The 23,793-nt window shown below is 62.8% G+C and carries 27 protein-coding genes; 14 read left to right on the top strand and 13 right to left on the bottom strand.

Annotated elements, in window-relative coordinates; all coding sequences use genetic code 11:
* The first annotated feature begins 82 nt into the window (after positions 1-82).
* The 4 genes from NKI64_RS01715 to NKI64_RS01730 are packed head-to-tail and all read left to right on the top strand — an operon-like array spanning position 83 to position 4,780.
* Positions 83-1,702, top strand: coding sequence for a phytoene desaturase family protein (locus NKI64_RS01715; protein WP_352666297.1), 1,620 nt, complete (start codon positions 83-85; stop codon positions 1,700-1,702).
* Positions 1,689-3,254: a phytoene desaturase family protein gene (locus NKI64_RS01720; protein WP_352666299.1), complete on the top strand. Its 1,566-nt coding sequence runs from the start codon at positions 1,689-1,691 to the stop codon at positions 3,252-3,254. The genes NKI64_RS01715 and NKI64_RS01720 overlap by 14 nt, the downstream gene beginning before the upstream one ends.
* A 51-nt stretch (positions 3,255-3,305) precedes the next feature.
* Positions 3,306-4,532 (top strand): aminomethyl transferase family protein, encoded by a 1,227-nt coding sequence (locus NKI64_RS01725; RefSeq protein ID WP_352666301.1) that lies wholly within the window; start codon positions 3,306-3,308, stop codon positions 4,530-4,532.
* Positions 4,533-4,534: 2 nt separating this feature from the next.
* Positions 4,535-4,780, top strand: a complete 246-nt coding sequence (locus NKI64_RS01730; protein ID WP_023690115.1) for a hypothetical protein — start codon at positions 4,535-4,537, stop codon at positions 4,778-4,780.
* Between the two features lie 3 nt (positions 4,781-4,783).
* On the opposite strand, the gene NKI64_RS01735 is transcribed toward NKI64_RS01730, so the two are convergent.
* The 4 genes from NKI64_RS01735 to NKI64_RS01750 all read right to left on the bottom strand — a co-directional run bounded on the left by NKI64_RS01735 (position 4,784) and on the right by NKI64_RS01750 (position 7,953).
* Positions 4,784-5,842: a dipeptidase gene (locus tag NKI64_RS01735; RefSeq protein ID WP_352666303.1), complete on the bottom strand. Its 1,059-nt coding sequence runs from the start codon at positions 5,840-5,842 to the stop codon at positions 4,784-4,786.
* Between the two features lie 249 nt (positions 5,843-6,091).
* The gene (locus NKI64_RS01740) at positions 6,092-6,391 is read right to left on the bottom strand and encodes a GNAT family N-acetyltransferase (RefSeq protein ID WP_023683956.1); all 300 of its coding nucleotides are present in this window, start codon (positions 6,389-6,391) and stop codon (positions 6,092-6,094) included.
* On the bottom strand, positions 6,384-7,016 hold the full coding sequence (locus tag NKI64_RS01745; RefSeq protein ID WP_023727286.1) for an alpha/beta hydrolase: 633 nt from the start codon (positions 7,014-7,016) through the stop codon (positions 6,384-6,386). Before NKI64_RS01745 ends, NKI64_RS01740 begins: the two co-directional genes overlap by 8 nt.
* Positions 7,017-7,020: 4 nt before the next feature.
* A complete protein-coding gene (locus NKI64_RS01750) occupies positions 7,021-7,953 on the bottom strand; it encodes a VOC family protein (RefSeq protein WP_023724468.1) in 933 nt (310 codons plus the stop codon).
* A gap of 217 nt (positions 7,954-8,170) precedes the next feature.
* Here NKI64_RS01750 and NKI64_RS01755 point away from each other — a divergent pair, with 217 nt between their 5' ends.
* Entirely contained in the window at positions 8,171-9,709 is a 1,539-nt protein-coding gene (locus NKI64_RS01755) for an alkaline phosphatase family protein (RefSeq protein ID WP_031197104.1), read from the top strand.
* A gap of 104 nt (positions 9,710-9,813) precedes the next feature.
* Here NKI64_RS01755 and NKI64_RS01760 read toward each other — a convergent pair whose 3' ends face one another.
* Entirely contained in the window at positions 9,814-11,118 is a 1,305-nt protein-coding gene (locus tag NKI64_RS01760; RefSeq protein WP_023715017.1) for a PRC-barrel domain-containing protein, read from the bottom strand.
* Positions 11,119-11,374: 256 nt separating this feature from the next.
* Between NKI64_RS01760 and NKI64_RS01765 the strand changes: the two genes are divergently transcribed.
* Positions 11,375-12,295, top strand: a complete 921-nt coding sequence (locus tag NKI64_RS01765) for a diacylglycerol/lipid kinase family protein (protein WP_023701350.1) — start codon at positions 11,375-11,377, stop codon at positions 12,293-12,295.
* 26 nt (positions 12,296-12,321) lie between these two features.
* On the opposite strand, the gene NKI64_RS01770 is transcribed toward NKI64_RS01765, so the two are convergent.
* Positions 12,322-12,549 carry a hypothetical protein gene (locus tag NKI64_RS01770; RefSeq protein WP_023683960.1) on the bottom strand — a complete coding sequence of 76 codons (228 nt, stop codon included), beginning with the start codon at positions 12,547-12,549 and terminating at the stop codon, positions 12,322-12,324.
* A 115-nt stretch (positions 12,550-12,664) separates the two neighbouring features.
* Here NKI64_RS01770 and NKI64_RS01775 point away from each other — a divergent pair, with 115 nt between their 5' ends.
* The gene (locus NKI64_RS01775; RefSeq protein ID WP_084627206.1) at positions 12,665-14,239 is read left to right on the top strand and encodes a sensor histidine kinase; all 1,575 of its coding nucleotides are present in this window, start codon (positions 12,665-12,667) and stop codon (positions 14,237-14,239) included.
* A 58-nt stretch (positions 14,240-14,297) separates the two neighbouring features.
* Here the strand turns inward: NKI64_RS01775 and NKI64_RS01780 are convergent, their stop codons facing one another.
* The 3 genes from NKI64_RS01780 to NKI64_RS01790 all read right to left on the bottom strand — a co-directional run bounded on the left by NKI64_RS01780 (position 14,298) and on the right by NKI64_RS01790 (position 15,983).
* Positions 14,298-14,759 (bottom strand): hypothetical protein, encoded by a 462-nt coding sequence (locus NKI64_RS01780; RefSeq protein WP_023683962.1) that lies wholly within the window; start codon positions 14,757-14,759, stop codon positions 14,298-14,300.
* Positions 14,760-14,770: 11 nt separating this feature from the next.
* A complete protein-coding gene (locus NKI64_RS01785; RefSeq protein WP_023670092.1) occupies positions 14,771-15,097 on the bottom strand; it encodes an ElaB/YgaM/YqjD family protein in 327 nt (108 codons plus the stop codon).
* A gap of 124 nt (positions 15,098-15,221) precedes the next feature.
* The gene (locus tag NKI64_RS01790; RefSeq protein WP_023670093.1) at positions 15,222-15,983 is read right to left on the bottom strand and encodes a Crp/Fnr family transcriptional regulator; all 762 of its coding nucleotides are present in this window, start codon (positions 15,981-15,983) and stop codon (positions 15,222-15,224) included.
* A 339-nt stretch (positions 15,984-16,322) separates the two neighbouring features.
* Between NKI64_RS01790 and NKI64_RS01795 the strand changes: the two genes are divergently transcribed.
* Positions 16,323-16,640, top strand: coding sequence for a response regulator (locus tag NKI64_RS01795; RefSeq protein ID WP_050485906.1), 318 nt, complete (start codon positions 16,323-16,325; stop codon positions 16,638-16,640).
* Between the two features lie 56 nt (positions 16,641-16,696).
* Here NKI64_RS01795 and NKI64_RS01800 read toward each other — a convergent pair whose 3' ends face one another.
* Both NKI64_RS01800 and NKI64_RS01805 read right to left on the bottom strand, forming a co-directional pair.
* Complete coding sequence (locus tag NKI64_RS01800; RefSeq protein WP_023670095.1) at positions 16,697-17,248, bottom strand: sigma-70 family RNA polymerase sigma factor; 552 nt, start codon at positions 17,246-17,248, stop codon at positions 16,697-16,699.
* 3 nt (positions 17,249-17,251) lie between these two features.
* The gene (locus tag NKI64_RS01805; protein ID WP_023670096.1) at positions 17,252-17,455 is read right to left on the bottom strand and encodes a NepR family anti-sigma factor; all 204 of its coding nucleotides are present in this window, start codon (positions 17,453-17,455) and stop codon (positions 17,252-17,254) included.
* Positions 17,456-17,667: 212 nt separating this feature from the next.
* Between NKI64_RS01805 and NKI64_RS01810 the strand changes: the two genes are divergently transcribed.
* The 6 genes from NKI64_RS01810 (at position 17,668) to NKI64_RS01835 (ending at position 21,148) form a co-directional block, all read left to right on the top strand.
* A complete protein-coding gene (locus tag NKI64_RS01810; protein WP_023670097.1) occupies positions 17,668-18,462 on the top strand; it encodes a response regulator in 795 nt (264 codons plus the stop codon).
* Between the two features lie 220 nt (positions 18,463-18,682).
* A complete protein-coding gene (locus NKI64_RS01815) occupies positions 18,683-18,850 on the top strand; it encodes a DUF1328 domain-containing protein (protein ID WP_023670098.1) in 168 nt (55 codons plus the stop codon).
* A gap of 163 nt (positions 18,851-19,013) precedes the next feature.
* Positions 19,014-20,048, top strand: coding sequence for a sensor histidine kinase (locus NKI64_RS01820; RefSeq protein ID WP_023670099.1), 1,035 nt, complete (start codon positions 19,014-19,016; stop codon positions 20,046-20,048).
* A gap of 128 nt (positions 20,049-20,176) precedes the next feature.
* Positions 20,177-20,353: a hypothetical protein gene (locus tag NKI64_RS01825; RefSeq protein ID WP_023690108.1), complete on the top strand. Its 177-nt coding sequence runs from the start codon at positions 20,177-20,179 to the stop codon at positions 20,351-20,353.
* A gap of 142 nt (positions 20,354-20,495) precedes the next feature.
* Complete coding sequence (locus NKI64_RS01830) at positions 20,496-20,822, top strand: hypothetical protein (RefSeq protein WP_023670101.1); 327 nt, start codon at positions 20,496-20,498, stop codon at positions 20,820-20,822.
* A gap of 83 nt (positions 20,823-20,905) precedes the next feature.
* Positions 20,906-21,148 (top strand): YMGG-like glycine zipper-containing protein, encoded by a 243-nt coding sequence (locus NKI64_RS01835; protein WP_023670102.1) that lies wholly within the window; start codon positions 20,906-20,908, stop codon positions 21,146-21,148.
* A 39-nt stretch (positions 21,149-21,187) separates the two neighbouring features.
* Here the strand turns inward: NKI64_RS01835 and NKI64_RS01840 are convergent, their stop codons facing one another.
* On the bottom strand, positions 21,188-22,834 hold the full coding sequence (locus tag NKI64_RS01840) for a CHASE domain-containing protein (protein ID WP_352666308.1): 1,647 nt from the start codon (positions 22,832-22,834) through the stop codon (positions 21,188-21,190).
* A gap of 156 nt (positions 22,835-22,990) precedes the next feature.
* Positions 22,991-23,788, bottom strand: coding sequence for an ATP-binding cassette domain-containing protein (locus tag NKI64_RS01845; protein ID WP_352666310.1), 798 nt, complete (start codon positions 23,786-23,788; stop codon positions 22,991-22,993).
* Positions 23,789-23,793: the final 5 nt, after the last annotated feature.

Raw genomic sequence — 23,793 nt, forward strand, 5'->3', positions numbered from 1 at the left:
GCCGCTGCCGTGCCAAATTCCGCGCATTCGGCGACAAATCACGCGAAAATGAAGGGTCGAGCACCATGAAGGCTGGGCGCGAATGAAAGCTTGGGATGCGATCGTCATCGGCGGCGGACACAACGGCCTGGTCAACGCCTGCTATTTGCAACGCGCCGGGCTCGACGTGCTGGTGGTGGAAAAGAACGACTGGGTCGGCGGCGCCGCCACCAGCCGCGAGCTGACGCCGGGCTTCCTCTACTCCAACTGCTCCTATGTCTGCTCGCTGTTTCGCCCCGAGATCATGCGCGACCTCGAACTGCCGCGTTTCGGCTTGCAGGTTATTTCCTATGAAGGCGGCGCCGTGTTCACCCGCGACGGCGACTACCTCGCCAACTACCGTGACCACGATGCGCACCGGCGCGAATTCGCCCGCTTCTCCAGGCGCGACGCGGAGGCCTATGACCGCTATTCGCGCGACGTGACGCGGCAGTGCCGTTTCATCCAGCCGCTGCTGATGCGCACCGCACCGGACCCGGCCAGTCTCAAGCCGCGCGACCTCGGAGAGCTTCTCTATCTCGGCAAGAAATTCGTCGGCCTGTCATCAGAAGAAATGGCGCTGACGCTGCGCTTCTGGACCATGTCGATCTCGGAATTCCTCGACGAATATTTTGAGACCGATGTCATCAAGGCGAACTTCGCTTTGTCCGGCATCATCGGTACCGCGCTCGGGCCGATGTCGCCCGGCACAGCCTACGTGCTGCTGCACCATTATATGGGTGAGGTCGACGGCTCGGTCGGCGCCTGGGGCTATGCGCGCGGCGGCATGGGCGCCGTCACCAAGGCGCTCGCCGCTTCCTTCAAGGCGTCCGGCGGCAACATCCGTACCGGCGCCGAGGTCGACCATGTGCTGGTGAGCCGAGGCAAGGCCAAGGGCGTGGTGCTGGCTGGCGGCGAGGAGATTTACGGCAAGCTCGTCGTCTCCAACGCCGACGTCAAACGCACATTCCTGAAACTGGTCGAGGAGAAGGAACTGCCCGACATTTTCCTGCGGCGGGTCAGGAACTTCAAGATCCGCGGCTCCTCCGGCAAGGTCAACATCGCGTTGGATTCTCTGCCGGAATTCCCGGCACTGCCGAAGGATTCACCCGTTTATCGCGGCGACATGCATTTCACCGATTCCATGGAGCGCATGGAGCGCGCCTATGACGACTGGAAGGCCGGTCGCTGGTCGGCCGACCCATTCCTCGACATGGTCATCCCAACGACGCTCGACCCGACCATGGCGCCGCCGGGCAAGCATTTTATGAGCTGCTTCGTGCAGTACGCGCCGCCCAAGGTGAATGGCCAGGACTGGACCGATGCCGACCGCGACGGTTTCGCTGAAAGCGTGGTTGCGCAGATCGCGGAATACTCGCCAGGCTTCCGCGACCGCATCGTCCATATGGAGGTGCGCACGCCACGCGAGATCGAGGCCGAGGTTGGGCTGACCGAAGGCAATATTTTCCAGGGCGAGCTGACCTTCGACCAGCTGCTGTTCAACCGGCCGGTGCCGGGCTACGCACAATACCGCTCGCCGGTCGGCGGGCTCTATATGTGCGGCTCCTCGACACATCCCGGCGGCGGCGTCATGGGCGCACCCGGCCGCAATGCGGCAGCCGAAATCCTGCGCGACCTCGCCAAATCGACCTCCCATATGAGCCCGGCCCATGACGTCATTTGATGCCATTATCATTGGCGGTGGCCACAACGGCCTTGTCGCTGCCGCCACGCTGGCCAAGGCCGGCCGCAAGGTGCTGGTGCTGGAAGCCGCTGGCGATGTCGGCGGCGCGGCGCGCACCGAAGAGTTTGCGCCGGGTTTTCGGGTCTCCTCGATCGCGCATGTGCTGAACCGCCTGCACCCCGACGTGGTGAAGACATTGGAGCTGGAGAAACACGGGGTGCAGGTCACCCGTACAGACTTCATGCCGTCGGTCGCCTTGGCGAAGGACGGCCCGCCGCTTGTCCTGCATGGCGCCTATGGCGAAGTGCTGACCGGCTCCACTCCGTCCGAGCAGTCCGCCTGGAAGGAATTGCGCGCCCAACTCATGCGCTATGCCGGCATCCTGAAACCGTTCCTGTCGCGGCGCCCGCCCGATCTCGGTGGCATGTCGCTGCTTGAAACCGCAGCGCTCGGCCAGACGGTCGTGGCGCTGAAAAAGCTCGGCAAGGAAGACATGCGCGACTTCCTGCGCGTTCTCCTGATGAACGTCGCCGACCTGCTCGACGAGCAGCTTGCCGATATCAGGCTGAAGGGCCTGCTTGCCTTCGACGCCACGCTTGGTAGCCATCTCGGCCCGCGTTCGCCGACCTCCCTGCTCGGCCTCTACTATCGGCTGGCCGGCGAGACCGGCGGTGCGGCAGGGGCACAGATGCTGCCGAAAGGTGGCATGGGTGCGGTCGTCGCCGCGATCCGCGCGGCGGCGGAGCAAGCCGGCGTCACCATCCGCACGGCAGCGCCCGTGGCCAGGATAGTCGTCGAGAAAGGCCGCGCCGTCGGCGTGACCCTCGACAGCGGCGAGGTGCTGCAAGCCAGAACCATCATCTCCGCCATCAACCCGGCGACCACCATGCTCGGCCTGGTCGGGTCACGCGAGATCGGCACCGGCTTCGTGCGCAAGGTGAAGAACATTCGCATGAAGGGCGATGCGGCCAAGCTCCATCTGGCGCTCGACCGGCCGCCGCACTTCGCCGGCGTCGACGCCGCCAGCCACAAGGGCCGTCTGGTCATCGCGCCCTCGGCCAACCATGTCGAGCGCGCCTTCAACCCGTCAAAATATGGCGAGTTCTCAGCCGAACCGGTGATGGAGATCACACTGCCGTCGCTCTCCGACCCGTCGCTCGCGCCAAGCGGCGCCTACGTGCTGTCGGCGATCGTGCAATACGCGCCTTATGCGCTGAAAGAGGGTTGGGATGCCGGCAAGCCGAAATTCCTCAAGGCTGTTATGGCGCAGCTCGAAGCGTACGCCCCCGGTATCGGCAAGTCCGTGCTGCATGCCGAGCTTTTGACGCCAGCCGATATCGAAGCCAATTGCCGCATGCCGGGCGGCCATTGGCACCACGGCGAATTGCGGGCCGACCAGATGTTGATGTCGCGGCCCGTCTCCGGCTGGTCGGGCTACGACACGCCGATCGAGGGGCTGTTCCTGGCCGGCGCCGGTTCGCATCCGGGCGGCGGCGTTTCGGGTGCTGCCGGTTTGAATGCGGCGCGGCGCATCATCGCGATGAAGGGATGATCTGATGTTTCAGCCAGTCAACGCCGCACTTTACGGCGAAGGAATGCCGTCATGACGAGTCCGATCAACAACGCCGCCCGCACCACAGCGCAGTCGCATTTCCGCACACTGCGTCTCGGCACGCCGTTCCAGCCGCGCATCGATGCGCTGGCCAAAACTCAGGACTGGTACAATTGGGCCGGCTATCGCGCGCCGCGTTCGCTGTGGGACGAGGAACTCGAATATTTCGCCATCCGCAGCCAGGCGGCTTTGTTCGACATCTCGCCGATGACCAAATACCGCATCGAGGGGCCGGATGCCGAAGCCTTCCTCGATCGCGTCACGCTGCGCGATGTCACCAAGCTGAAACCGGGCCGCGTCCACTACACCGCATGGTGCGACGACGAAGGTTTTGTCCTCGATGACGGCACGCTGTTCCGGCTGTCGCCGACCCGCTTCCGCCTGTGTTCGCAGGAGCGGCACCTGCCCTGGCTGCTCGACAGCGCCATCGGTTTCGAAGTGACCGTCGAAGAAGAGACTGGAAGCGTCGCTGGTCTCGCTCTGCAAGGCCCAACCTCCTTCGCCGTGCTGCGCGAGGCCGGCTTTGCCGGCGTTGAAAAACTCAAAGTGTTCGATCTCGCCGAGTTCCCGCATGACGGTAGCACCGTCACCATCTCACGCACCGGCTTCACCGGCGATCTCGGCTACGAACTGTTCGTGCCGGCCGAAAAAGCGCTCAGCCTCTGGGACCGCCTGATGACGGCAGGCGAACTGCGCGGCATCCGCGCCATCGGCTACGCCGCCCTCAACCGCGCCCGGCTGGAAGCCGGCCTCATCGTCGCCAATGCCGACTTCACCACCGCCGAGCATGCCATTCGCGCCGACCGTCTGCGCATGCCGGACGAGCTCGGTCTCGGCGTTATGGGCGATTTGGGAAAAGGCCATTTCAATGGCCGCCGCGCCATGCTCGAAGCGCGCGCCAAACGCAAGCTGCGCCACATGCTGGTCGGGCTGGAGATCGAAGGCAACATCCCGGCCGAGCACGCCATCGTCTACCACAAGAAGCATCAGGAGGTCGGGCTGGTCAGCGCCGCCATCTGGTCGCCGATGGCCAAGCGCAATATCGCCATCGCCTCGCTGACGCGTCCCTATGGTGATACGATGGTGGAAGACCTCTGGGTCGAGATCTACGCCATGCGCGAGTTGCAGTACCAGAAGCTGATGAAGCGGGCCAAGGTGGTGGCCCGTCCTTTCATCAAGCTCGACCGCCGCACCGCCAATCCGCCGGCGGATTTCTGATCATGGCCGACGAACCGGATGATGAGACGGAAGCCGCCGAACAGTGGCAGCTGGTCAACACGCCGCTCGGCGAAAAATGGTCGGGTCGTACCCGCTATGCCGCCGCCATGTACTTCTACAAGCGCGGCGAAATGAGCGCCGAGACGCTCGAAGTCTACCGCATCTGCGCGCGGCTGGACTGGGAGAACCCGCTGCCGATGATCAGGGATCGCGGCGGCCAGGATTGGCTGAAGCGCATGGGCGCTTAAGCCTCAGCCTATGGTTCTTTCGAGAACGTTCAGCCAGTTGCGATAGGCGATCTTCTCGATCAGCGCGCGTCCGAAGCCGCGCGCGGCCAGCGCATCTACCAGCTTTGGCAGACCGGCAACGTCGCCGATGACCGCCGGGATCATGGCGCCGTCGAAATCGGAGCCGAGACCGACGCCGTCCTCGCCCAGCGCCTGCAGCAGCGAGTCGACATGGCGCACCATGATGTCGAGGCTGGTGTCCGAGTTCATCCGTCCGTCTTCGCGCAGGAAGCCGGTGGCGAAGTTGAGCCCGACCATGCCGCCGGTCTCGCGGATAGCGCCGAGCTGCCAGTCCGTCAGGTTGCGCGAATGGGTGCACAGCGCATGCACGTTGGAATGAGTGGCGACCAGCGGCGCATCGCTGAGCGCGGCGACATCGCGAAAGCCCTTTTCGTTGAGATGTGACAGGTCGACCATGATCTTGAGCTGATTGCAGGCCTTGACCAGCGCCTTGCCGGCATCGGTCAGCCCCGGTCCGGTATCGGGCGACGACGGAAAGCGGAACGGGACGCCATGGCCGAAGGCGTTGGGTCGGCTCCAGACAATGCCGAGCGAGCGCAGGCCGGCTTCGTAGAGCACGTCGAGCAAGGTAAGTTCGGGATCGATCGCCTCGACGCCTTCGATGTGAAACACCGCCGCGATCGAACCTTTCGCCATCGCCTCGCGAATGTCACCGGCACTGCGGCAGACGGTCAGCGCCCCCGCTCGCTCCAGCCGAAACAGGATCGAGGCCATGCCGATGGTGGAATTGAGCGCATCAGCGCGTGGCAGTTCCGGCGGCAATGGCTCATTGTCGCTCGGCGCCGGCGGCACCGCAGAGCGTTTGCTCTTCTCGACCGGCGGCGGGAAGATCGCGAACATGCCGCCGGCAAAGCCGCCCTTCTTGGCGCGCGGCAGATCTATATGACCGCCCTGCGTCCCCTCGATGAACAGCTTTTCGACGTCGGTGTCTTTCGACTGGTACAGTCGCAGCAGCGTGTCGTTGTGGCCGTCGAAGACGGGGACGAGATCGGATTCGGTCATCAGGAAGCCATTCGGTCAGTTGGCAGGAGCGGACGAACCGCAGCGAACTGTGTACTTAGGCAAGAAGGCCGAACTGCGCAAATGCCAGAGAGGCGTTCGCTCTTGTGGCTGAGCGACTCCGACCACCTGCCGGGTCCCCGCTGCTTCGCAGCGTCCCGGCGTTCGCCGGCCTTTCATCGTGCCACCGGCACGATGAATTCGCCTTCGGCGACCGGCAACTCACCCCACAAGGGGAGAAGGGAAAAAGGTCTATTGCTTCAGCACATCCGCCCATTCCGGATGGCGGCGGAACTGGGCGTTGGCGAAGGGGCAGAGCGGGATGATCTTCTTGCCCACTGCCCGCGCGTCCTCGACGGCGCGTGTGACAAGCCGAAGGCCGGCGCCCTGGCCGCGAAACACGTCCGGCACTTCGGTGTGATCGATGATGATCTGGTGCTCGCCGACCTTGGTGAAGGTCATTTCCGCCTCGGCGCCGCCGGGTCCGCGCAGCACATAACGTCCCTTCGAGCCGCGGTCCTCGAGTTCGATCTCAGGCAATTCGTCAGGCATCGCTTGCTCCTTCAACCGGCGCATCGGCAAAAAGCCGCCTCGCCGCTTCGATCTCGTTTGGTCGAATTTCGTGGCCGCCATCGTGCCACTCCACTGTGACATCGGCGCCATCGGCGCGCAAATAGGCCTCCAGCCGGGATGTCAGGTTGGGCGGGCAGATCGGGTCGCGCTTGCCGGCGGTGACCAGGATGCGGCGTCCGGCAAGGCTGCCCTGCACCTGCGGTTCGAACGGGATCAGCGGGTGCATCAGCACCGCCGCATCGAACAGCTCGGGCGCGGCGAACATTACGGACGCCAGGATGTTGGCGCCGTTGGAATAGCCGAGACCCAAGACCGAAGATGGCCTTGCCGCTGCCACCTGCGCCTTGATGAAACCGGCCATCTTGGCGGTCGCCCGCGCGAGGTCGTCCATGTCGTAGACGCCCTCGCCGGTGCGGCGGAAGAAACGCGCCGCACCATGCTCGGAAACATCGCCGCGCGGCGATACGATCGTCGCCTGTGGCGCGAGGTCGCGCCCGAGCGACAGCAGCTGGCTCTCGTCCGCGCCGGTGCCGTGAAAGACGAAGAGCAGCGGGCCGCCGGGCGAACCCGGCAGCGCCTTATGGATGTAAGCTTCCTTGCTCATCGTCTCAGCCTTCCAGCTTCTGCAGATGCTCTTCAAGATAGGGCCGCAGATGCTGGTGCTGCGTCGGCAGTTTCAGGGCTTCGCCGAGATGGGCGGTGTCCTCGTCGCGGTCGAAGCCCGGCTCATTGGTGGCGACTTCGAACAGCACGCCGCCCGGCGTTCGGAAGTAGATCGCCCAGAAATAGTCGCGGTCGATCACCGGCGTCACGCCATAACCCGTATCGATCAGCGCCTTGCGCACTTCGAGCTGCTGGGCGCGGTTCTCCACCGCGAAGGCGACATGGTGGACCGAGCCGGCGCCGAGATTGGCAAAGCCCGCGGTAGGAAGCGATTCGATATCGACGACATCAGCGCCGTTGCCGTTCTTGATGGCGAGCCGGCTGACACTGCCGGACTTGTCCACTTGCTCATAGCCCATGAACTTCAACAGCTCTTCCGTGGCGCCACCATCCTTCAATCTGAGCGAGACCGAGTGGAAGCCGCGTATCGCCTCATCAGCGGGAATGCCGCCTTTCAACCATGGCGCGCGGCTGTCCGCCTTGTCTTCGACCAGCGCGAAACCGTCGCCGTCGGGACCGGCGAAGGCCAGCCGCTTCTCGCCGAACGTCTCTTCGCGGGAGACACCCGCAACGCCTTCATCGGCGAAGCGCTTTTCCCAATAGCCGAGCGTGCCGGCCGGCACCGAATAGGCCGTGGTACCGACTTCCCCGACGCCATGGCGGCCCCTGGCAATGTCCGGGAACGGAAAATAGGTCATCACCGAGCCGGGCGTACCGTGCTCGTCACCATAATAGAGGTGATAGACATCTGGCGCGTCGAAGTTGACGGTCTTCTTGACCCGGCGCAGGCCGAGCTTGTGCGTGAAGAAATTATTGTTCTGGCGCGCATCGCCGGCCATCGACGTCACGTGATGCAGGCCCTTGATCTGGTCGAGCATTGTCTTGCTCCTTCCCTTCGGTTTGCGGCTCTTGCCGCTGTCCACGCCTATATGAGGGGCCGCCTGGCAATGGCAAAGGCGGCAAACTCAGAATGGACTGTATCCCAATAGTGAACAGCAGGAAATTTTCGTTCACCATTTAAGCAAGACTGACAGGCTTGCGCTGCCGCCAAATTCCGGTTCATTGAACGTCTTCCCGACGTGACAGGATAGAGCATTGGCCGCGAAAAGCAGACGCCCGAACATCCTATTGATCTCCTGCGACCAATGGCGGGGCGATTGCCTGTCGGCTGCCGGCCATGCCGTGGTGAAGACGCCGAATGCCGATGCGCTCGCCGCCGAAGGCGTCCTTTTCATGCGGCATTACGGCGGCGCGGCGCCCTGCTCGCCGGCCCGCGCGTGCCTCTACACCGGCCTCTACCAGATGAACAATCGCGTCTGCCGCAACGGCACGCCGCTCGACGCCCGCCACGGCAACATGGCGCTTTCGGCCCGCGCCCTCGGCTATGATCCGACTTTGTTCGGCTACACCGACGTCTCGCCCGATCCGCGCACGATGGCGCCGGGCGATCCCCGGCTGAAAAGCTATGAGGGCGTGCTGCCCGGCTTCAGCGTTCGCCAGTTCCTGCCTGAGCATCAGAAACCATGGCTGTCATGGCTGAAGGCACGTGGCGTCGACACCAGCGCGGGCTCTCCCGGCATTCACCGCCCCGTGGGCGGGGAAGCGGGCGACGCCGTGACCAGCGCGCCGCCTGTCTATTCCAGGGACGAGACGCCGACCGCTTTTCTTGCCGGCGAATTCATTCGCTGGCTGGACGAACAGGATTCGCCATGGTTCGCGCATGTCTCCTTCATCAGCCCGCATCCGCCCTTTGTCGTACCGCGGCCCTACAACACGCTGTATGATCCGGCGGACGGACCGCCCTTCCGCCATGTCGAGACTTGGCAGGCCGAGGCGCAAAGGCATCCCTATCTGGCTTACGACCTTGGTCGCCAGAAGCGGAGAAGCTTCCGCCCCGGCACCGACGGCCACGTGCGCGACTGGGGCGACGACAACATCCGGGCCATCCGCGCGATCTATTACGGCATGATCTCGGAGGTCGACGCGCAGCTTGGCCGCATCTGGCAAGCGATCAAGACGGCGAATGCATGGGATGACACCATCATCGTGCTGACTTCGGACCACGCCGAGATGATGGGCGACCATTTCATGCTGGGCAAAGGCGGCTTCTTCGACGGCAGCTATCACATCCCATTGATCGTGCGCGACCCGCGTCACGGCAATGCAGCCGGCTCGACCGTCAACCACTTCACCGAGGCCGTCGACATCTTCCCGACCTTGCTCGATCTGCTGGACGCCGACGCCCAGCTGCATCTCGACGGCCGCTCGCTAAAACCGTTCCTGCAAGATGAACCGCCTAAGGATTGGCGCGACGCGGCGCATTGGGAGTTCGACTTCCGCTCGATTGCCAGCGGTGAGGCCGAACGGCATTTCGGCATCGGCTCGCGCCAGTGCAACCTCGCCGTCATCCGTACGGAAAAATTCAAATACGTGCATTTCGGCGGCGGCCTGCCGCCGCTGCTCTTCGACATGCAGAAGGATCCGGGCGAACTGGCCAACGTTGCCGCCGACCCGGCCTATCTCAGCGTGCGGCTTGAATTTGCCGAGCGACTGCTTGCCTGGCGCGCCGAGCATCTTGACCAGTCGTTGGCGCTTGCAGAGCTGACGGACGAAGGGGTGGTGGATATGTGGTAGGCAGTAGGCAGTAGGCAGTAGGCAGTAGGCAGTAGAATGTTCTGGCGGCCTGATTGCCTCGTCACTCGGTTTCGCCTACTGCCCAATCCCTACTGCCTATTCCCTTACTGTACCATCATCCGCTGCTGGTCGCGCTTCTCGGCATAGCTGCCCTTGTCATACGCAGCCTGCGCCTGCAGCTGCTCCTTGGTGAAGTTGGTGTAGAGATATTTGTTGCCGTCCTTGTCGGTCATGAATTTGAGCTTGTCCATGCCGACCGCGACCTCCTTGGCGCCGATGCCTAGAAAGCCGCCGACATCGATGATGACGGCATCCGGCTTGCTGTCGGGCGTGAGCACGACGTCGCCGATCTCGCCGACCTTGGCGTCGTTGGCGCCATAGACGGTGGTGCCCTTCAGGTCGTCGCCTCTGATGTTGCCGACCGGCATTTCGGTCAGTGTCGACTTGTCGATCGCTGCCGTTTGCGTCGGATCGGTGGCTTTTGTACCGGCCGGAGCTTCCGCGGTCTTGTCCGCTGGCTGAGCATTGTCAGCCGGTGCAACGGCCGTCGGGGCAGCGGGAGCAGTCGGCTGCGTTGCGTCGGAGGTTGTCGTCACCGGCGCCGGATCATAGGGCTTGCGGTCGAAATCAGGCTGCGCCTGCAGTTCCTCCTTGGTCGTCTGCGCCACCAGCCAGCGATCGCCGTTCTTTTCGGCCCACCGTGCCTTGGCGAAATCATAGGTGACGTTCTTTTCACCCATGCCGAGGAAGCCGCCGACGCCGATCACCAGCGACTGCGCCTTGCCATCCTTGGTCAGCACGATGTCATTGACGTCGCCGATATTCTGGGCATCGTCGCCAGTGCCATTGTAGACATTCTCGCCGATGATGTTGGTTGCGAGATTGCCGTCAGCGCGTTTCACCGCCGGTTCTGACGGCGCGGCGTTGAGATCAACCGGCTTCTGCGGGTCGTTCTGCGCCGTGGAAGCAGGCGCCGGGGCCGGATCGTAAGGCTTACGGTCGAAGTCGGGCAGCGCCGTCAACGCTTCTTTCGTCGTCTCGGCGACGAGCCAGCGATCACCATTCCTCTCGACCCATTGCAACTTGCCGTAGTCGAAGGCGACGTTCTTGCTGCCTATGCCGAGGAAGCCGCCAACGCCGATAATGGCGGATTTCGCCTGGCCGTTTTCATCGAGGACGACGTCGCTGACGTCACCGATCTTCTGCGCATCGTCGCCAGTGCCATTGTAGACAGACTCGCCGATGATATTGGTCATCAGCGCGCCGTCGGCCTGTTGCGGCGCCGGCGCGATGGTAGCAGGGGCTTCAGCCGGCGCTGGGGTCGTCGCCGGGGTCGTCGTTGACTGCGCAAACGCACCGGTAGCGATCAGCGTTGCCAGTGCGGTCGTCGCGAACAGTGTGCGGATCATGATTAAGTCTCCTCTTGCGTGATCTCATGTGCGCCGCAATCGGCAAACCACTTGCCGGGAGACCGAAGGCGGCGCCTCCAATGGGATCACAACGTTGTGACAAGGCGCTTGTTCCGAAAAAACGGGAGCATCGAAATACTCTGGGCAAGTCCGCGGAATCGCCCGACATTCCCACCCGGCCGATGGAACCTTTCCCAAGCTTGCCCGTTTCAGCCTGCGGCTGGCATTCCGGCCGCTAAAGAATACGGAGTGGGGCATGCGATTTGCAGCGGTGCTGAACCGGGACGGCGGCACCTTGCGGACCACCGATCTTTCAGCGCTAACCGACCGGATGCGCCAGACGCTCGAGGCGGCTGGTCACTCCATCGAGATCGACATCGTCGCCGGCAAGGAGATTGTCGCGGCGCTCGACAAGGTCGCCGCGCGGCGCGACTTCGACGTCGTGCTGGCCGGTGGCGGCGACGGCACCATTTCGGCCGCCGCGGGGCGGCTGATGAATGGCAAGAAGGCGCTGGCCGTCCTGCCTGCAGGAACAATGAACCTGTTCGCCCGCGGCCTTGGAATTCCGCAGACCATCGATGGCGCGCTGAAGTCCTTTGCCGACGGCGAGATCATGGCGGTTGATATCGCGAGCGCGAATGGCCGGCCGTTCGTGCATCAGTTCTCGATCGGCCTGCACGCCAGGATGGTGAAGCTGCGCGACAATATGGAATTCGCCTCGCGCCTGGGAAAGATTCGCGCTTCGGCCAAGGCCGCCTGGACTACGATCAACAATCCTCCCGCCATGAAGGTGACATTGACGGTCGGCGAAGCCGAGATCGTGACCCGCATCAGCGGCATCGGCATTTCCAACAATCTGTTTGGCGAAGGCCATCTGCCTTATGCCGACAATCCTGCCGGCGGCGTGCTCGGCATCTATGTCACCGTGGCGCGGCAGCGTGGCGAGCTGGTCAGGGCGCTCTTCGACATGGCTCGAGGCAGGTGGCGCGACAGCGATCATGTCGAAACTCATCAGGCCGACAAGGCAATCGTGAAGATCCATACAGGGAGCAAGAAATTCGGCGCCGTCATCGACGGCGAACTGGTCAAGCTGGAGCGCGAAACGACAATCCAGATCCACCCTGGCGCACTGAACGTCCTGGTTCCGGCGCAAGCCGCCCAGGCGAAGGCCGCCTGATGCGATTACGAATGACGCGGAAAACCCTAGCCGCCCGACTGCCCCTCGCCGGCTGGCGCGCTCTGGTTGGCCGGCGCGCTCTGGCCGGTGGGCTGCCCCTGGCTTTCAGGGGTATCTGGATCGATCTTTTGGCCATAAATCTCGGCCGCTCCCCAAGCAATGAAAGCCAGGAGCAAAGCGGCGACCAATATGCGCAGGCCGTGCCAACCCCACCGCCCCTGACGGGCTTTGTTTTCAGGGGCGATCTTGGTCATTGGCGGCGTTCCTATCGCGCAACCGGGATGGTGGATAAAACCATCGCCGGCGAAACATGGTGGGGTAACGATTGCTTGCTACAAAAGTTCCGGCGCGCGACGACGGCCGCGCGAGATGCGCGCCGCCGCAGGTGGGGCCTGCAAGCGAGGGGGCTTGGTGGATAGCAAGGTGGCGAAGCAGGCTGGTTTGCCGGTTGAGGTCCGCCGCGCTGTGGCGGCGCCGGAGCGGCTTGCCGTACTGCATAGGCTTGACGCGATCGACACCGACTCCGATCCCGACTTCGATCGCATCACCGGCCTTGCCGCAGCCGTGATGCAGGCGCCGATCGCGCTCGTCACGCTGCTCGACACCGAACGACAGTGGTTCAAATCCTGTGTCGGCTTCAACGAGACCGAAACCGCGACCGACATATCGTTCTGCGCCCATACCATTGCCGCCGGCGACGAGCCCATGGTGGTGCCGGATGCCAGCATCGACCCTCGCTTCTCCCGCAACCCACTGGTCACCGGCGAACACCATGTCCGCTTTTATGTCGGCGCGCCGATGGTGGTCGCCGGCGCGCGCGTCGGTACGGTGTGCGTATTCGACCGGGAGCCGCATGAACTTCCGTCCGCTGCCGCGCTCGATCATTTGAAATCGCTGGCCAGCCTCGCCGCCAGCCTGTTTACCCTCAAGGACGCCACCCGCAGCGGCGCCATTGCCACGGCTGCTTTGGCGCAGGAGGAAAAGCGCCGAGCCATAGCGCTCGATGCCGCCTCGCTCGCCAGTTGGGCCTGGGATATCCGCACCGACATGATCGAATGCGACGTGCGTTTGTCGGAGCTGTTCAACCTGCCGCGTTCGAACCGGCTGCGGGCGCGCGACATTTTGGCCGCCATCGACCCGCGCGACGTCTACCAGACCGAGACGCGCTTTCGCGATGCCCTGACCGGCAGCGACGACTATTTCGGCGAATACCGGGTCAAAGGCTTCGATCCGCCGCGCTGGATAGTCACCCGCGGCCGCGTCATCGAGCGCGACGGCGAAGGCAAGCCGACGCTTATCTTTGGCGTCAACTACGACATCTCGGAACGCAAGCTCGGCGAGGACCGGCAAAGGCTGCTGCTGCGCGAGCTCAACCATCGGGTCAAGAACACGCTGGCGACGGTGCAGGCGCTGGCGACGCAGACCGTTCGCCACGCTCGCCGCCCAAGCGAATTCCTGGAAGCCTTCGGCGCCAGGCTGCAGGCGCTGGGCGCTGCCCATAACCTGCTGTCGGATCGCGAATGGCGCGGCATCGGTATTCGCGAACTGATGCAGATCGAGGTCAAGCCGTTCGATTCGGCAGAACGGCCGCGCATCGTGATCTCCGGTCCGGAGCTGCTGCTTTCGCCCGACCAGGCGGTGGGGCTCGGCCTGATCATGCACGAACTGGCCAGCAACGCGCTGCAATACGGATCGCTGTCGGTTGGCTCGGGGAAGGTCGATGTCGACTGGAAGGCGGCGGGCAAGAAAGGCGCGCACCGCCTTGTGCTGACCTGGATCGAAAGCGGCGGGCCGAAAGTCGACCCGCCGGAACGCCAGGGCTTCGGCTCTATCCTGATCCGCCGCAGCCTCGCCAAGGTTTTGTCGAGCGAAGTGACCCACGAATTCCGCAGCGAAGGCGTGTTCGCCGAAATATCGATGCCGCTTGAAGATCTGCCGGCTTAAAGCAATTTCAGAAGTGCGAAGCGGTTTTCCCGGGAACAGCGTATCAGCGCGACGCGCTTTAGTCGGCTTCGCTGTCTGGATCGCCCGGATCCGGTTTGACGTTCTCGCGGTAGATGGCATAGGCCGCGAGCGCGATCATCGGGCCGAGAATGACGCCCTTCCCGCCTTTCCCCTTGAGCAAGGCCGGCAGCACGGCAAGCGCCGCGGTGATACCGAGCGCCTTCAGGTCGGCATTGCGCCTTCGCGCACGTCGGCGTGCACGCGTTCCAGCCGCAAGTTGATGAATGAGCACGATAAGCCCGGCCAGTACCAGGAAACCAGCGGCGAAGCCAAGACAGGCGGCCATCGAGCCATAACGGTCAGCCGCCCAGATGTAGGCCGCCCCCAGGAGAAACCCGAGGCCGCACAGGGCAGCCACGGCGGCGAGCCCGTAGACGATTGCCGCCGTGCGCGCGCGGCGCATGGCGGCAATGGCTTCACCCGAGGCCAAGGCCGAGATAAGCGGTGCCAGCATGCCCATCTCTGTCGAAACTAGCGCCGGGCAAGAAGCGCAAACAGGAAGCCGACGCCGGCCGCGATCGCCAGTGAAGTGACCGGCTTCTCGCGCACATTGGCCGTGATCTGGGCCTCAAGATCCTTGGCGTTGCCACGCAGGCTGTCGAAGACGGCTTCACCCTGGGCGCGCAACTGGTCGACGCCTTCGGCAGCAGCGCGCCGCGCCGTGCCGTAACCATGTTCGCCGGTCTTGGCCAATTGCTTGGTCAACTTTTCGATATCCGCCTTCAACTGCCGAATGTCGGCTTCCAGGTCGGCGTTCGTCTGACTTTCGTTGGCGGTTTTTCCTGCGGCAGTTGCCATTCTAAACTCCTTGCGTTTGCTTGGCTTCAAACGCCCGACACACGTCATGGTTCCGAAATCGGAGACCGTATCCATGAAAGGGTGTTTGCAAGTGCGAGTCCAGCCCCAGATGGAGGCCTGCCTGTCAGATCAGCGGCCGACGGCCTTCGCTTAGGCCCTCCCAGCGCGCGAGATCCTTCAGCCCCTCCCCGTCGATCACTTCGCAACCGCCGTCGCGCCAGGCGATCAGCTTGCGATCGATGAGCTTGCGGATCGTCTTGTTGGTGTGGACCAGCGACAGGCCGAGCGTATCGGCGACATGCTGCTGGGTAATCGGGATTTGCACCGGCGCCTTGCCGTTGAGCCCGACTGCCGCCGCGCGGCTGGCGATGAAGGCAATGAGATAGGCGGTGCGCTCGACCGCCGTACGCCGGCCGACGCTGAGCAGGTTCTCGTCCAGCATGCGCTCCTCGCGCGACGCCAGCCAGGTAATGTCGTAGGCAAGGCCCGGATGGTTGCGGTAGAGCTCGTGCAGGTTTTCACGCTCGAAGACGCACAACAGCATGGGCGACAGCGCCTCGACCGAGTGCTGCATTTCGCCCATCAGGCTGCCCTGCAGCCCGATAAGATCGCCGGGCATGGAGTAGTTCAGGATCTGGCGCCTGCCGTCCGACAATAGTTTGTAGCGGAAGGCCCAGCCCGAAAGCACGGTGTAGAGATGAGCACTTTGGCTGCCTTCGACCAGCACTGTGGCGCCCTTGTCGACGGCCAGTTCGCCCTTCTTGAACATGCTGACATAGGCAAGCTCCTGCTTCTCGAATTCCCGGAACACCGGCAATGGCCGAAGCGGGCAGATCTCGCATGGGTACTGACGGCTGGAAAACGAACGACCATTCTGGCCAGACATTTCGATCCCTCTTTCGAACGTCTCTTGCCAGAGACTGAGTGCTACGCTTTTGCAAGGCCGCGGTTCCGCTGCCGATGGCATGTCTTTTTTAAATGACAGGATGGCAAATAGCGATCATGACTCGCTACACTCCACTGAGGCGAATTCGAAGCCCGCTTGTGGAGTAGAGCCGGTGGGCGAACTTTTCGGATTAAGGCCTGACCGATCCCCCAAGGTCCGCGATGCGGTTGACTGGAGTCACTGTACCCGATGCTGCAAGAATTGAGGAGAGATTGCCAAGTGCCGCCATTGCTTGAGGGATTGCGAATTCTTGTCTTGGAGGATGAATTCCTGATCGCCATGGATGTCGAGCAGCTTTGCCGCGACCATGGCGCGAACGACGTAGTGATTGCCCGCGCTCTGGCCGAGATCGATGAGCAGAAGGTCGTTGGCGAGTTCGACGCCGCTATCGTGGACCTCATGCTGGGCGGAACGTCCACACTCGATTTTGCCGCGCGGTTGCGCCAATCGGGCCTGCCGTTTGTCTTTGCCTCCGGCTATTCGGACCCCGATGAGATCAAAGGGTCTTTTCCCGGCATCCGCCTGGTCACCAAGCCCTATTCGGGGACCGATCTCGTCGAGGCTCTGGCGGCGGCCTGCGGCCGCGCGCCAGTCTGAGATATCTTCGATGCGTATGTGTAGAGAGCCCAGGCCCGCAAACGGGCCCTCCGCCGTCAGGCAGCGTTTGAACCCGTCACCTGGGACGAGATCGCGTCCGGCCCGTATTCGTCTTCGCCGGAGATTTTGAGGATCTCCTGCAACCGCGTGCGGGCCCGGCTGACCCGGCTCTTGATCGTTCCGACCGCACAGCCGCAGATTTCGGCGGCCTCTTCATAGGAAAAGCCTGAAGCGCCGATGAGGATGATGGCTTCGCGCTGGTCCTCGGGGAGTTGCTCGAGCGCGCCGCGAAAATCCTTGAGGTCAAGCTGGCCGTGCTGAGCCGGATGAACGGCAAGCCTGGCCGTCATGATGCCGTCGCTGTCCTGCACCTCGCGGCCGCGCTTGCGCATCTGGGAATAGAACTCGTTGCGCAGGATGGTGAACAGCCATGCCTTGAGATTGGTGCCGGGCTGAAAGCTCTCATGCTTGTCCCAGGCCTTGACCAGCGTCTCCTGCACCAGATCGTCGGCCTTGTCGGCATTCTGCGTCAGCGACACGGCAAAGGCCCGCAGGCTCGGGATCGAGCCGAGCAGGTCGGTCTTGAACCCTTGTGAGACAGCTGCCATGCCTCAGTCCTTCTTCTGTGCGGGTTCGGCCTTTTCCAGTTGGCTGAGCAACTGGGCAAAGCGATCCGGCACATTGTCCGAGACCAGTTCGTCATAATACTGTTTGAGTTTACGGCCAATTTCCGAATTCGCCCCGAGCGGGTCGCCGGAATTGGCCCGGCGCCTGTCAGCGGCGCCAGCCAGCGTTTCTTTATTCATGTCCTTCATTTCGCCCTTAAATCCAGCGCCCCGAGCCGCCCCATTACACAACGCAAAGCGGCCCCCTCGTCTGGTTGCCCATCGCACCACAAACGTCGCCCGTGCAGTTTCGTTCCACAAGTGTCGGAACTTTTTCGCAAAACCCGCGTTTGGGTGTTGGGGCTTGCAATCAGCTTGACCTGCAATCTATGCAATCACGTCATCTGAGGGAGACGTCTACCATGAGCCTTTCCGCAACCATCGCTCCGCACCTGCCGTTCCTGCGCCGCTTTTCACGCGCCGTATCCGGATCGCAGGAGAGTGGCGATGCGCTGGTAGCCGCGATGCTCGAAGCCATCATCGCCGACGTCGACATCTTCCCGCAAGCGTCAAGCGACCGCATCGCGCTCTATAAGGTATTCGCCAAACTGTTCACCTCCATTGCCATCCGCGTTCCGCAGGAGCAGGCGCAATCGGCATGGGAGCAGCGCGCCGCCGCCAATCTGAACGCCATTGCGCCACGGCCACGCCAGGCTTTCCTGCTGGTCGCGGTCGAAGGCTTCGGTGAAGACGAGGCAGCTGAAATTCTCGATGTCGACGCCAAGGAATTCTCCGAACTGCTTGCCCAGGCGAGCAACGAGATCTCTCGCCAGGTGGCGACCGATGTGCTGATCATCGAGGACGAGCCGCTGATCGCCATGGACATCGAGGAAATGGTCGAGAGCCTCGGCCACCACGTGGTCGGAACCGCGCGCACCCATACCGAGGCGGTGGCGATGTTCGGCAAGACAAGGCCGAAGATGGTGCTGGCTGACATTCAGCTTGCCGATGGCAGCTCGGGTATCGATGCGGTCAACGAAATCCTGTCGTCGACTTCGGTGCCGGTAATCTTCATCACCGCCTTCCCCGAACGTCTGCTGACCGGCGAGCGGCCTGAACCGGCCTTCCTCGTCACCAAGCCGTTCAATCCCGACATGGTAAAGGCGCTGATCAGCCAAGCGCTGTTCTTCGACCGGCAGGCCAAGGCCGCCGCGTGAAGTAGGGCCTTCAATCTCCAACTTTTCGCCGCCTCGCAGCGTTGCCGGCACTGGCGATCGCCTAACCTGGCGATCGGCGGCTGCCCGTCGCTCCGTATGGGACGCACGCGCGTGAATCAATTCGCATCCGGGCCTCTTCCAAAGACTTTCTTTTTCGGCAAATGGTGGAACAAACAGCAATCACTCACGTTTTTGATCCAGTATCGGAAGGAGACAGATCATGCTCTACTGGGCGCTCGTATTTCTCGTCGTGGCGATCATCGCCGGCGCGCTTGGTTTCGGCGGCATCGCCGGTACCTCGGCCGGTATCGCGCAAATATTGTTCTTCATCTTTCTCGCCTTCCTCGTCATCTCGCTTCTGGCCGGCCTGTTCAGACGGGCATCGTAGGAGCGGGCGAAGAACACTGGAAGCCGCACCCCTCAAACGGTTTCCAGCCACCGCCGGGCGATGTCCTCCAACGGGACATCGTCCGGCGGACCTTTTCTGGGGACCTACTCAGGAACTGAGTCCAAGTGAATCGTTCGGTCCTGATCAGGTGGACAGGTGATTGATGCGTTCCATTGGCGGAGGCGAGAGCGGACAGGGCGACGAGGTGATCGCACTGCACCCGGCTGAAAGCGGAATGCAGCTTGGCCGGGCCTTGCTTCACGCTCTGCACAATGCCGGCATTTCCGTCCTCTATCAGGATCGTGAATTGAAGACTGTATGGGCCCGCAACATGCGTGCGCCGTGGGTTTCCGACACAGCCGACAGCAACGGCGCGTTGCCACCGGCGCAAGCTGAGCAAATCGCCGCCGCCAAAAGCAATGTGATCGCTTCCGGCAATCCGGAACGCCTTGAACTGAGTGTTCCCACCGGTGATGGCATGCGCTGGTTCCAGGTATGGGTCGATGCCGATCGGGGCCATCGCGGCGACGTGCAGGGCGTCGTCACCACGATGGTGGAAACCACCGAGCAGAAACGCCGCGAACAGACGCTGAAGACGCTGTTGCGCGAAGTCAGCCACCGCTCCAAGAACCTGTTGGCCATCATCCAGAGTATTGCCACCCAGACCGGCCGCTATTCCGAGACACCCGACGATTTCCTGAAGCGCTTTCGCGGCCGCCTGCAGTCACTGGCTTCCTCCCAGGATCTGGTTACGTCGTCGAACTGGCGGGGTGCAGCACTTCGCGAGCTTATCCGCGGCCAGGTCGTTCGCTACGGCGCCGATCCCGCGCAGAGCCTGCGCTTCAATGGCGTCAACCCCTACCTCAATCCCAACGCGGCCATTCATATTGGACTGGCAATGCACGAACTCGCCGTCAATTCATTCAGCTACGGCGCCCTGGCGCGGCCGGACGGCTTTGTCGAGGTAACCGCCGATCTGTCGAACGTCGCAGAGGCCGCAGACAAGCCGGCTTTGTCGCTGACCTGGGTCGAGGCCATTGTCGCCAATGATAACAGGCGCACCGAGAAACGCTTCGGCAGCGTTGCCCTTGAACGTGTCGTGCCGGCATCGCTGAACGGCACGGCGACGCTGGAGATCACCAGTGACCGCCTCGAATATCGCCTGGTGGTTCCGCACGGCAATTTCGAAACCGAATGAGCGGCGGGATTCCTTAACCGGCTGTTCACCATAAAATCCGATGCTGTGGTTCCCAGAGATTGCTGGATCTTGACCGATTCAACCGATGTTCGGCCGCGGCCTGCAACGCAAGTATGGGAGGAATGATCATGACGGTGGCCGATATGAACAGGCTGGAGCAGGCCGCGCGGGTCTCGATGAGCGGCTTTCAGGATCCTGATGCTTCAGCCTCGCCTTTGCAGCACGCCTGGCACCCCTTGCTTCGCTTCGCCGCTGTCGCGCTCGTCGCCGCTGTTGTGCTGATCGTGGCGTCGCAATTGGCCTGAGCCAGATGCTCAGGTTCACGCTGCTCCCAAGCAGCCTGGCTCAGAAGCTGTCCAGCTCGTAGCCGACGAATTATTAACGCCCCTTTCGGCACAGGAACTTTGACGGCTGTGGACCGTTCTTATGGCGAGAGGACGTATCGCCGTGGAACACATCGCCGCTTTGCTTTTGGTAATTGGCTGTTCGAACAACATGACCGAATGTCGTGAACTGCCGGTGCCGGTCAGTGTTTTCGAAACCGCCGAAGCATGCACGGCAGAACGTCCATTCGCTGCCGGCGACGTGCAGGGTCAGGCCGAGCACGTCGTTGCCAAATGTCTTACGGTCGACCCCGCGCTGGAGGATGATTACGACCAGATCGTCTGGAACGTGCGCCCGGACGGCACCCTCGACGCGTCTTTGCAGATTTCCAGTGTCGTGGTCGCGTCGAACGCCACGCGCCGCGAAAAAGACTCTCTTAGCCAACAATAAGATCGAGCGGGCAAAGGCTGCTGTTTCGTGCTAAATAGCGGCTGGAGCTTACTAAAGTGAGGACAAAAGTGAGGAGAGATTCTATGCGGAAATTGATTATTGCCATGGTTGCGGTGGTCGCCGTCAGCGGCTGCAGCACGACCGAGCAGGATGTCGGTGTCGGCGCCGGTGTCGGTGCTTTGGCCGGCGGACTGATCGGCGGCGGCAAGGGTGCGCTGATCGGCGCAGCCGTTGGCGCCGGTTCCGGCCTGCTGGTGCGCAACCTGCGCAACGGCTATTGCCAGTATCGCGACAATCGCGGCCGGCTCTACACCGCTCGCTGCTGATCCGCTTCAAAAGCGTCAGACAATCGCGACGGAGACCGGTCAGCCGGTCTCCGTTTGTTTGACTGCATCAGGCTGCGGGATCCTGATTTCCACCGTAAGCCCATCGATGCGAAAATCTCGGGCAATCGTGCCGCGCAATTCGCGCGTGACATTGAGGTCGATCAGCTTGGTGCCGAAGCCGGTCTTCGCCGGCGCTTCGAGTTCCTTCTGCCCGGCCTCGCGCCAGTTCAGAACCAGCATCCGCTCGGACCCGCGCCCCTCGAACGACCAGTCGACCTTGAGCGCACCCACGGAATTGCCGGCCTCGCCATATTTCAGCGCATTCGTCGCCAGTTCGTGAAAGGTCAGGCCAAGCGCCTGCGTCGTCCTCTCGTCGAGCAGCACCTGAGGCCCTGACAATATCCCTTCCGGAAGCTCCTTGCCGAACACCTGGCCGAGCTCGATGCGCAGCAGGTCGCCAAGATCGGCCTTCTGCCAGCGCGAACGCGTCAGCATATCCTGGGAAGCCGCCATTGCCTGCAGGCGGGCTGAGAAGGAAGTTGAGAACTCCTTCACGTCGGTTGCTTGCGCTGCCGTCTGGCGCGCAATCGCCAGCACCCGCGTGATCGAATTCTTGATCCGATGCTTCATCTCCTGCAGCATCAAATCCTTTTCGAGCAGGCTTTTTTCCGTCGTTTCATGCAGCAGCGACTTGGCGTCGTAGGCGCGCTCCTGGTAGCGCGCCACCAACGCGATGGCCCCGGCCAGAAGCAGGCCGAACAGCCCGAGCATGACCGGAATGGCGCGCGAGGACGGTTGCGAAAATGCACTTGTCGGCCGAAACAGCACCGTCCACGGCCGACCGGCGACGATGATCTTGCGCGTCACCAACAGCCTGTCGCCAAAGCTCGCAACCGGCGGCGTTTCCGACTGGAACAGAAGATTGTCGGCGTCGGCCGTGCCGTCATAGACCGCGGTGTTGACCGGCAGCAAAGGCGTGCGGCTGAGCGCGGTCTGGAACAGGTCGCGGGCGCGGAAGGCCGCGTAGAGAAGGCCTGATGTCGATGATCTGGACGCATTGATACCATCCGGCGCGGTTTCGACATTGAGCCTGACGAAGACCAGGAAACCGGTAAAGGTCTGCGCCGCGCCAGTGTCCTGGCCGAGCTGGACCAGACCGCTTGCGTGCTGTGCGTCATCGGCCATCGCTTTTTCGATCGCCTCGCGCCGCACCGGCTCGGTGAACATGTCGTAGCCGATGGTGGATTCGTTGGCAGGGTCGAGCGGCTCGAACAGCACGACGGGCGTGCGCCATGGCTGTGTCGTGTCCGGATAGACCGTGTGGGCGGCGCCGCGGTCGAGCAACATGTCGCGCTCGACCGCCGCTTCGTCACCGGTCTTGGCCAGCCTGAGATAGCCGATGCCGCGCAGGCCGGCGAAATTGTTATCGACATCGAGGGCGCTGAAGAAGGCCTTGAATTCGCTACCTGAAATCTCGCCATTGCGGGCGTCGAACAGCGCCTGCGTCGAGCGCAGCAGTGACAGATGCAGATCGATACGGCTTTCGATGCGGTTGAGCGCGTCGTCGGCCGTCGCCTCGAACTTGATGCGCGCCGCTTCCTGGGTCGCGAAATAGGCGAAGCCCGCCATCGTCAGGCTGATCAGTGCAACGGCAATGAAGGCAAGGATCGGGAAAAACTTCTTCAACGCAGGCCCATGGACGGTTCGGGACCTTTATGGGCAAGTCGCCGCGGCAAGACAATGGCGCGGCCAAGCCATAATGACAGCTGGCATATCATGCATATTTAGCCGGCTTATCGATCTCGAGCATCAGTGAACATTACAGCTGACGATAGCGTGGTCTCAGGCCGCGATCTTCAGCGCACCCGGACCGGGAATGGCGCCGGGCGGGCACTTTCCCAGGATGATCATGCCGAGCACTTCGTCCTGCGTCACATCGGTGGTGAGCGCGGTGCCGACGACCTGGCCGTTCTTCATTACGCAGACCCGGTCGGCAAGCTCGAACACGTCGTGAATGTCGTGGCTGATCAGGAAAATGCCGATGCCGTCGGCCTTGAGCTGCTTGACCAGTTCGCCGACCTGCGCCGTCTCCTGCGGCCCAAGCGCGGCCGTCGGTTCGTCCATGATCAGGATGCGGGCGTTGAACAGGATGGCGCGTGCGATCGCCACCGACTGGCGCTGGCCGCCCGACAGCTTGATTACCGGCTCCTTGAACCGCTGGAAGCGCGCATTGAGCCGGCCCATCACCTTGCGCGCCTCGGCCTCCATGGCGACATCGTCGAGTGTCCCCCACGCGGTCATCAGTTCGCGGCCGAGGAAGAGGTTGGCGGCAGCGTCGACATTGTCGGCCAGCGCAAGCGTCTGGTAGATCGTTTCGATGCCGTATTTCTTGGCGTCGCGCGGATTGGAGATCGAGGCCTCCTGGCCGTTGACCAAGATCTGGCCGGCATCGCGCTTGTAGGCGCCCGACAGGATCTTGATCAGCGTCGACTTACCGGCGCCGTTGTGGCCAAGCAGCGCCACCACTTCGCCCGGGAAAAGATCGATGGACGCATCGTCGACGGCGCGAATGCCACCGAACGCGATCGAGATGTTGCGCATGTCGATCAGTGGCGTACCGGTGGGAGCAGTTTTTTCCATAATCG

The sequence above is a fragment of the Mesorhizobium sp. M0478 genome (genome assembly GCF_040321305.1).
GTDB lineage: Bacteria > Pseudomonadota > Alphaproteobacteria > Rhizobiales > Rhizobiaceae > Mesorhizobium.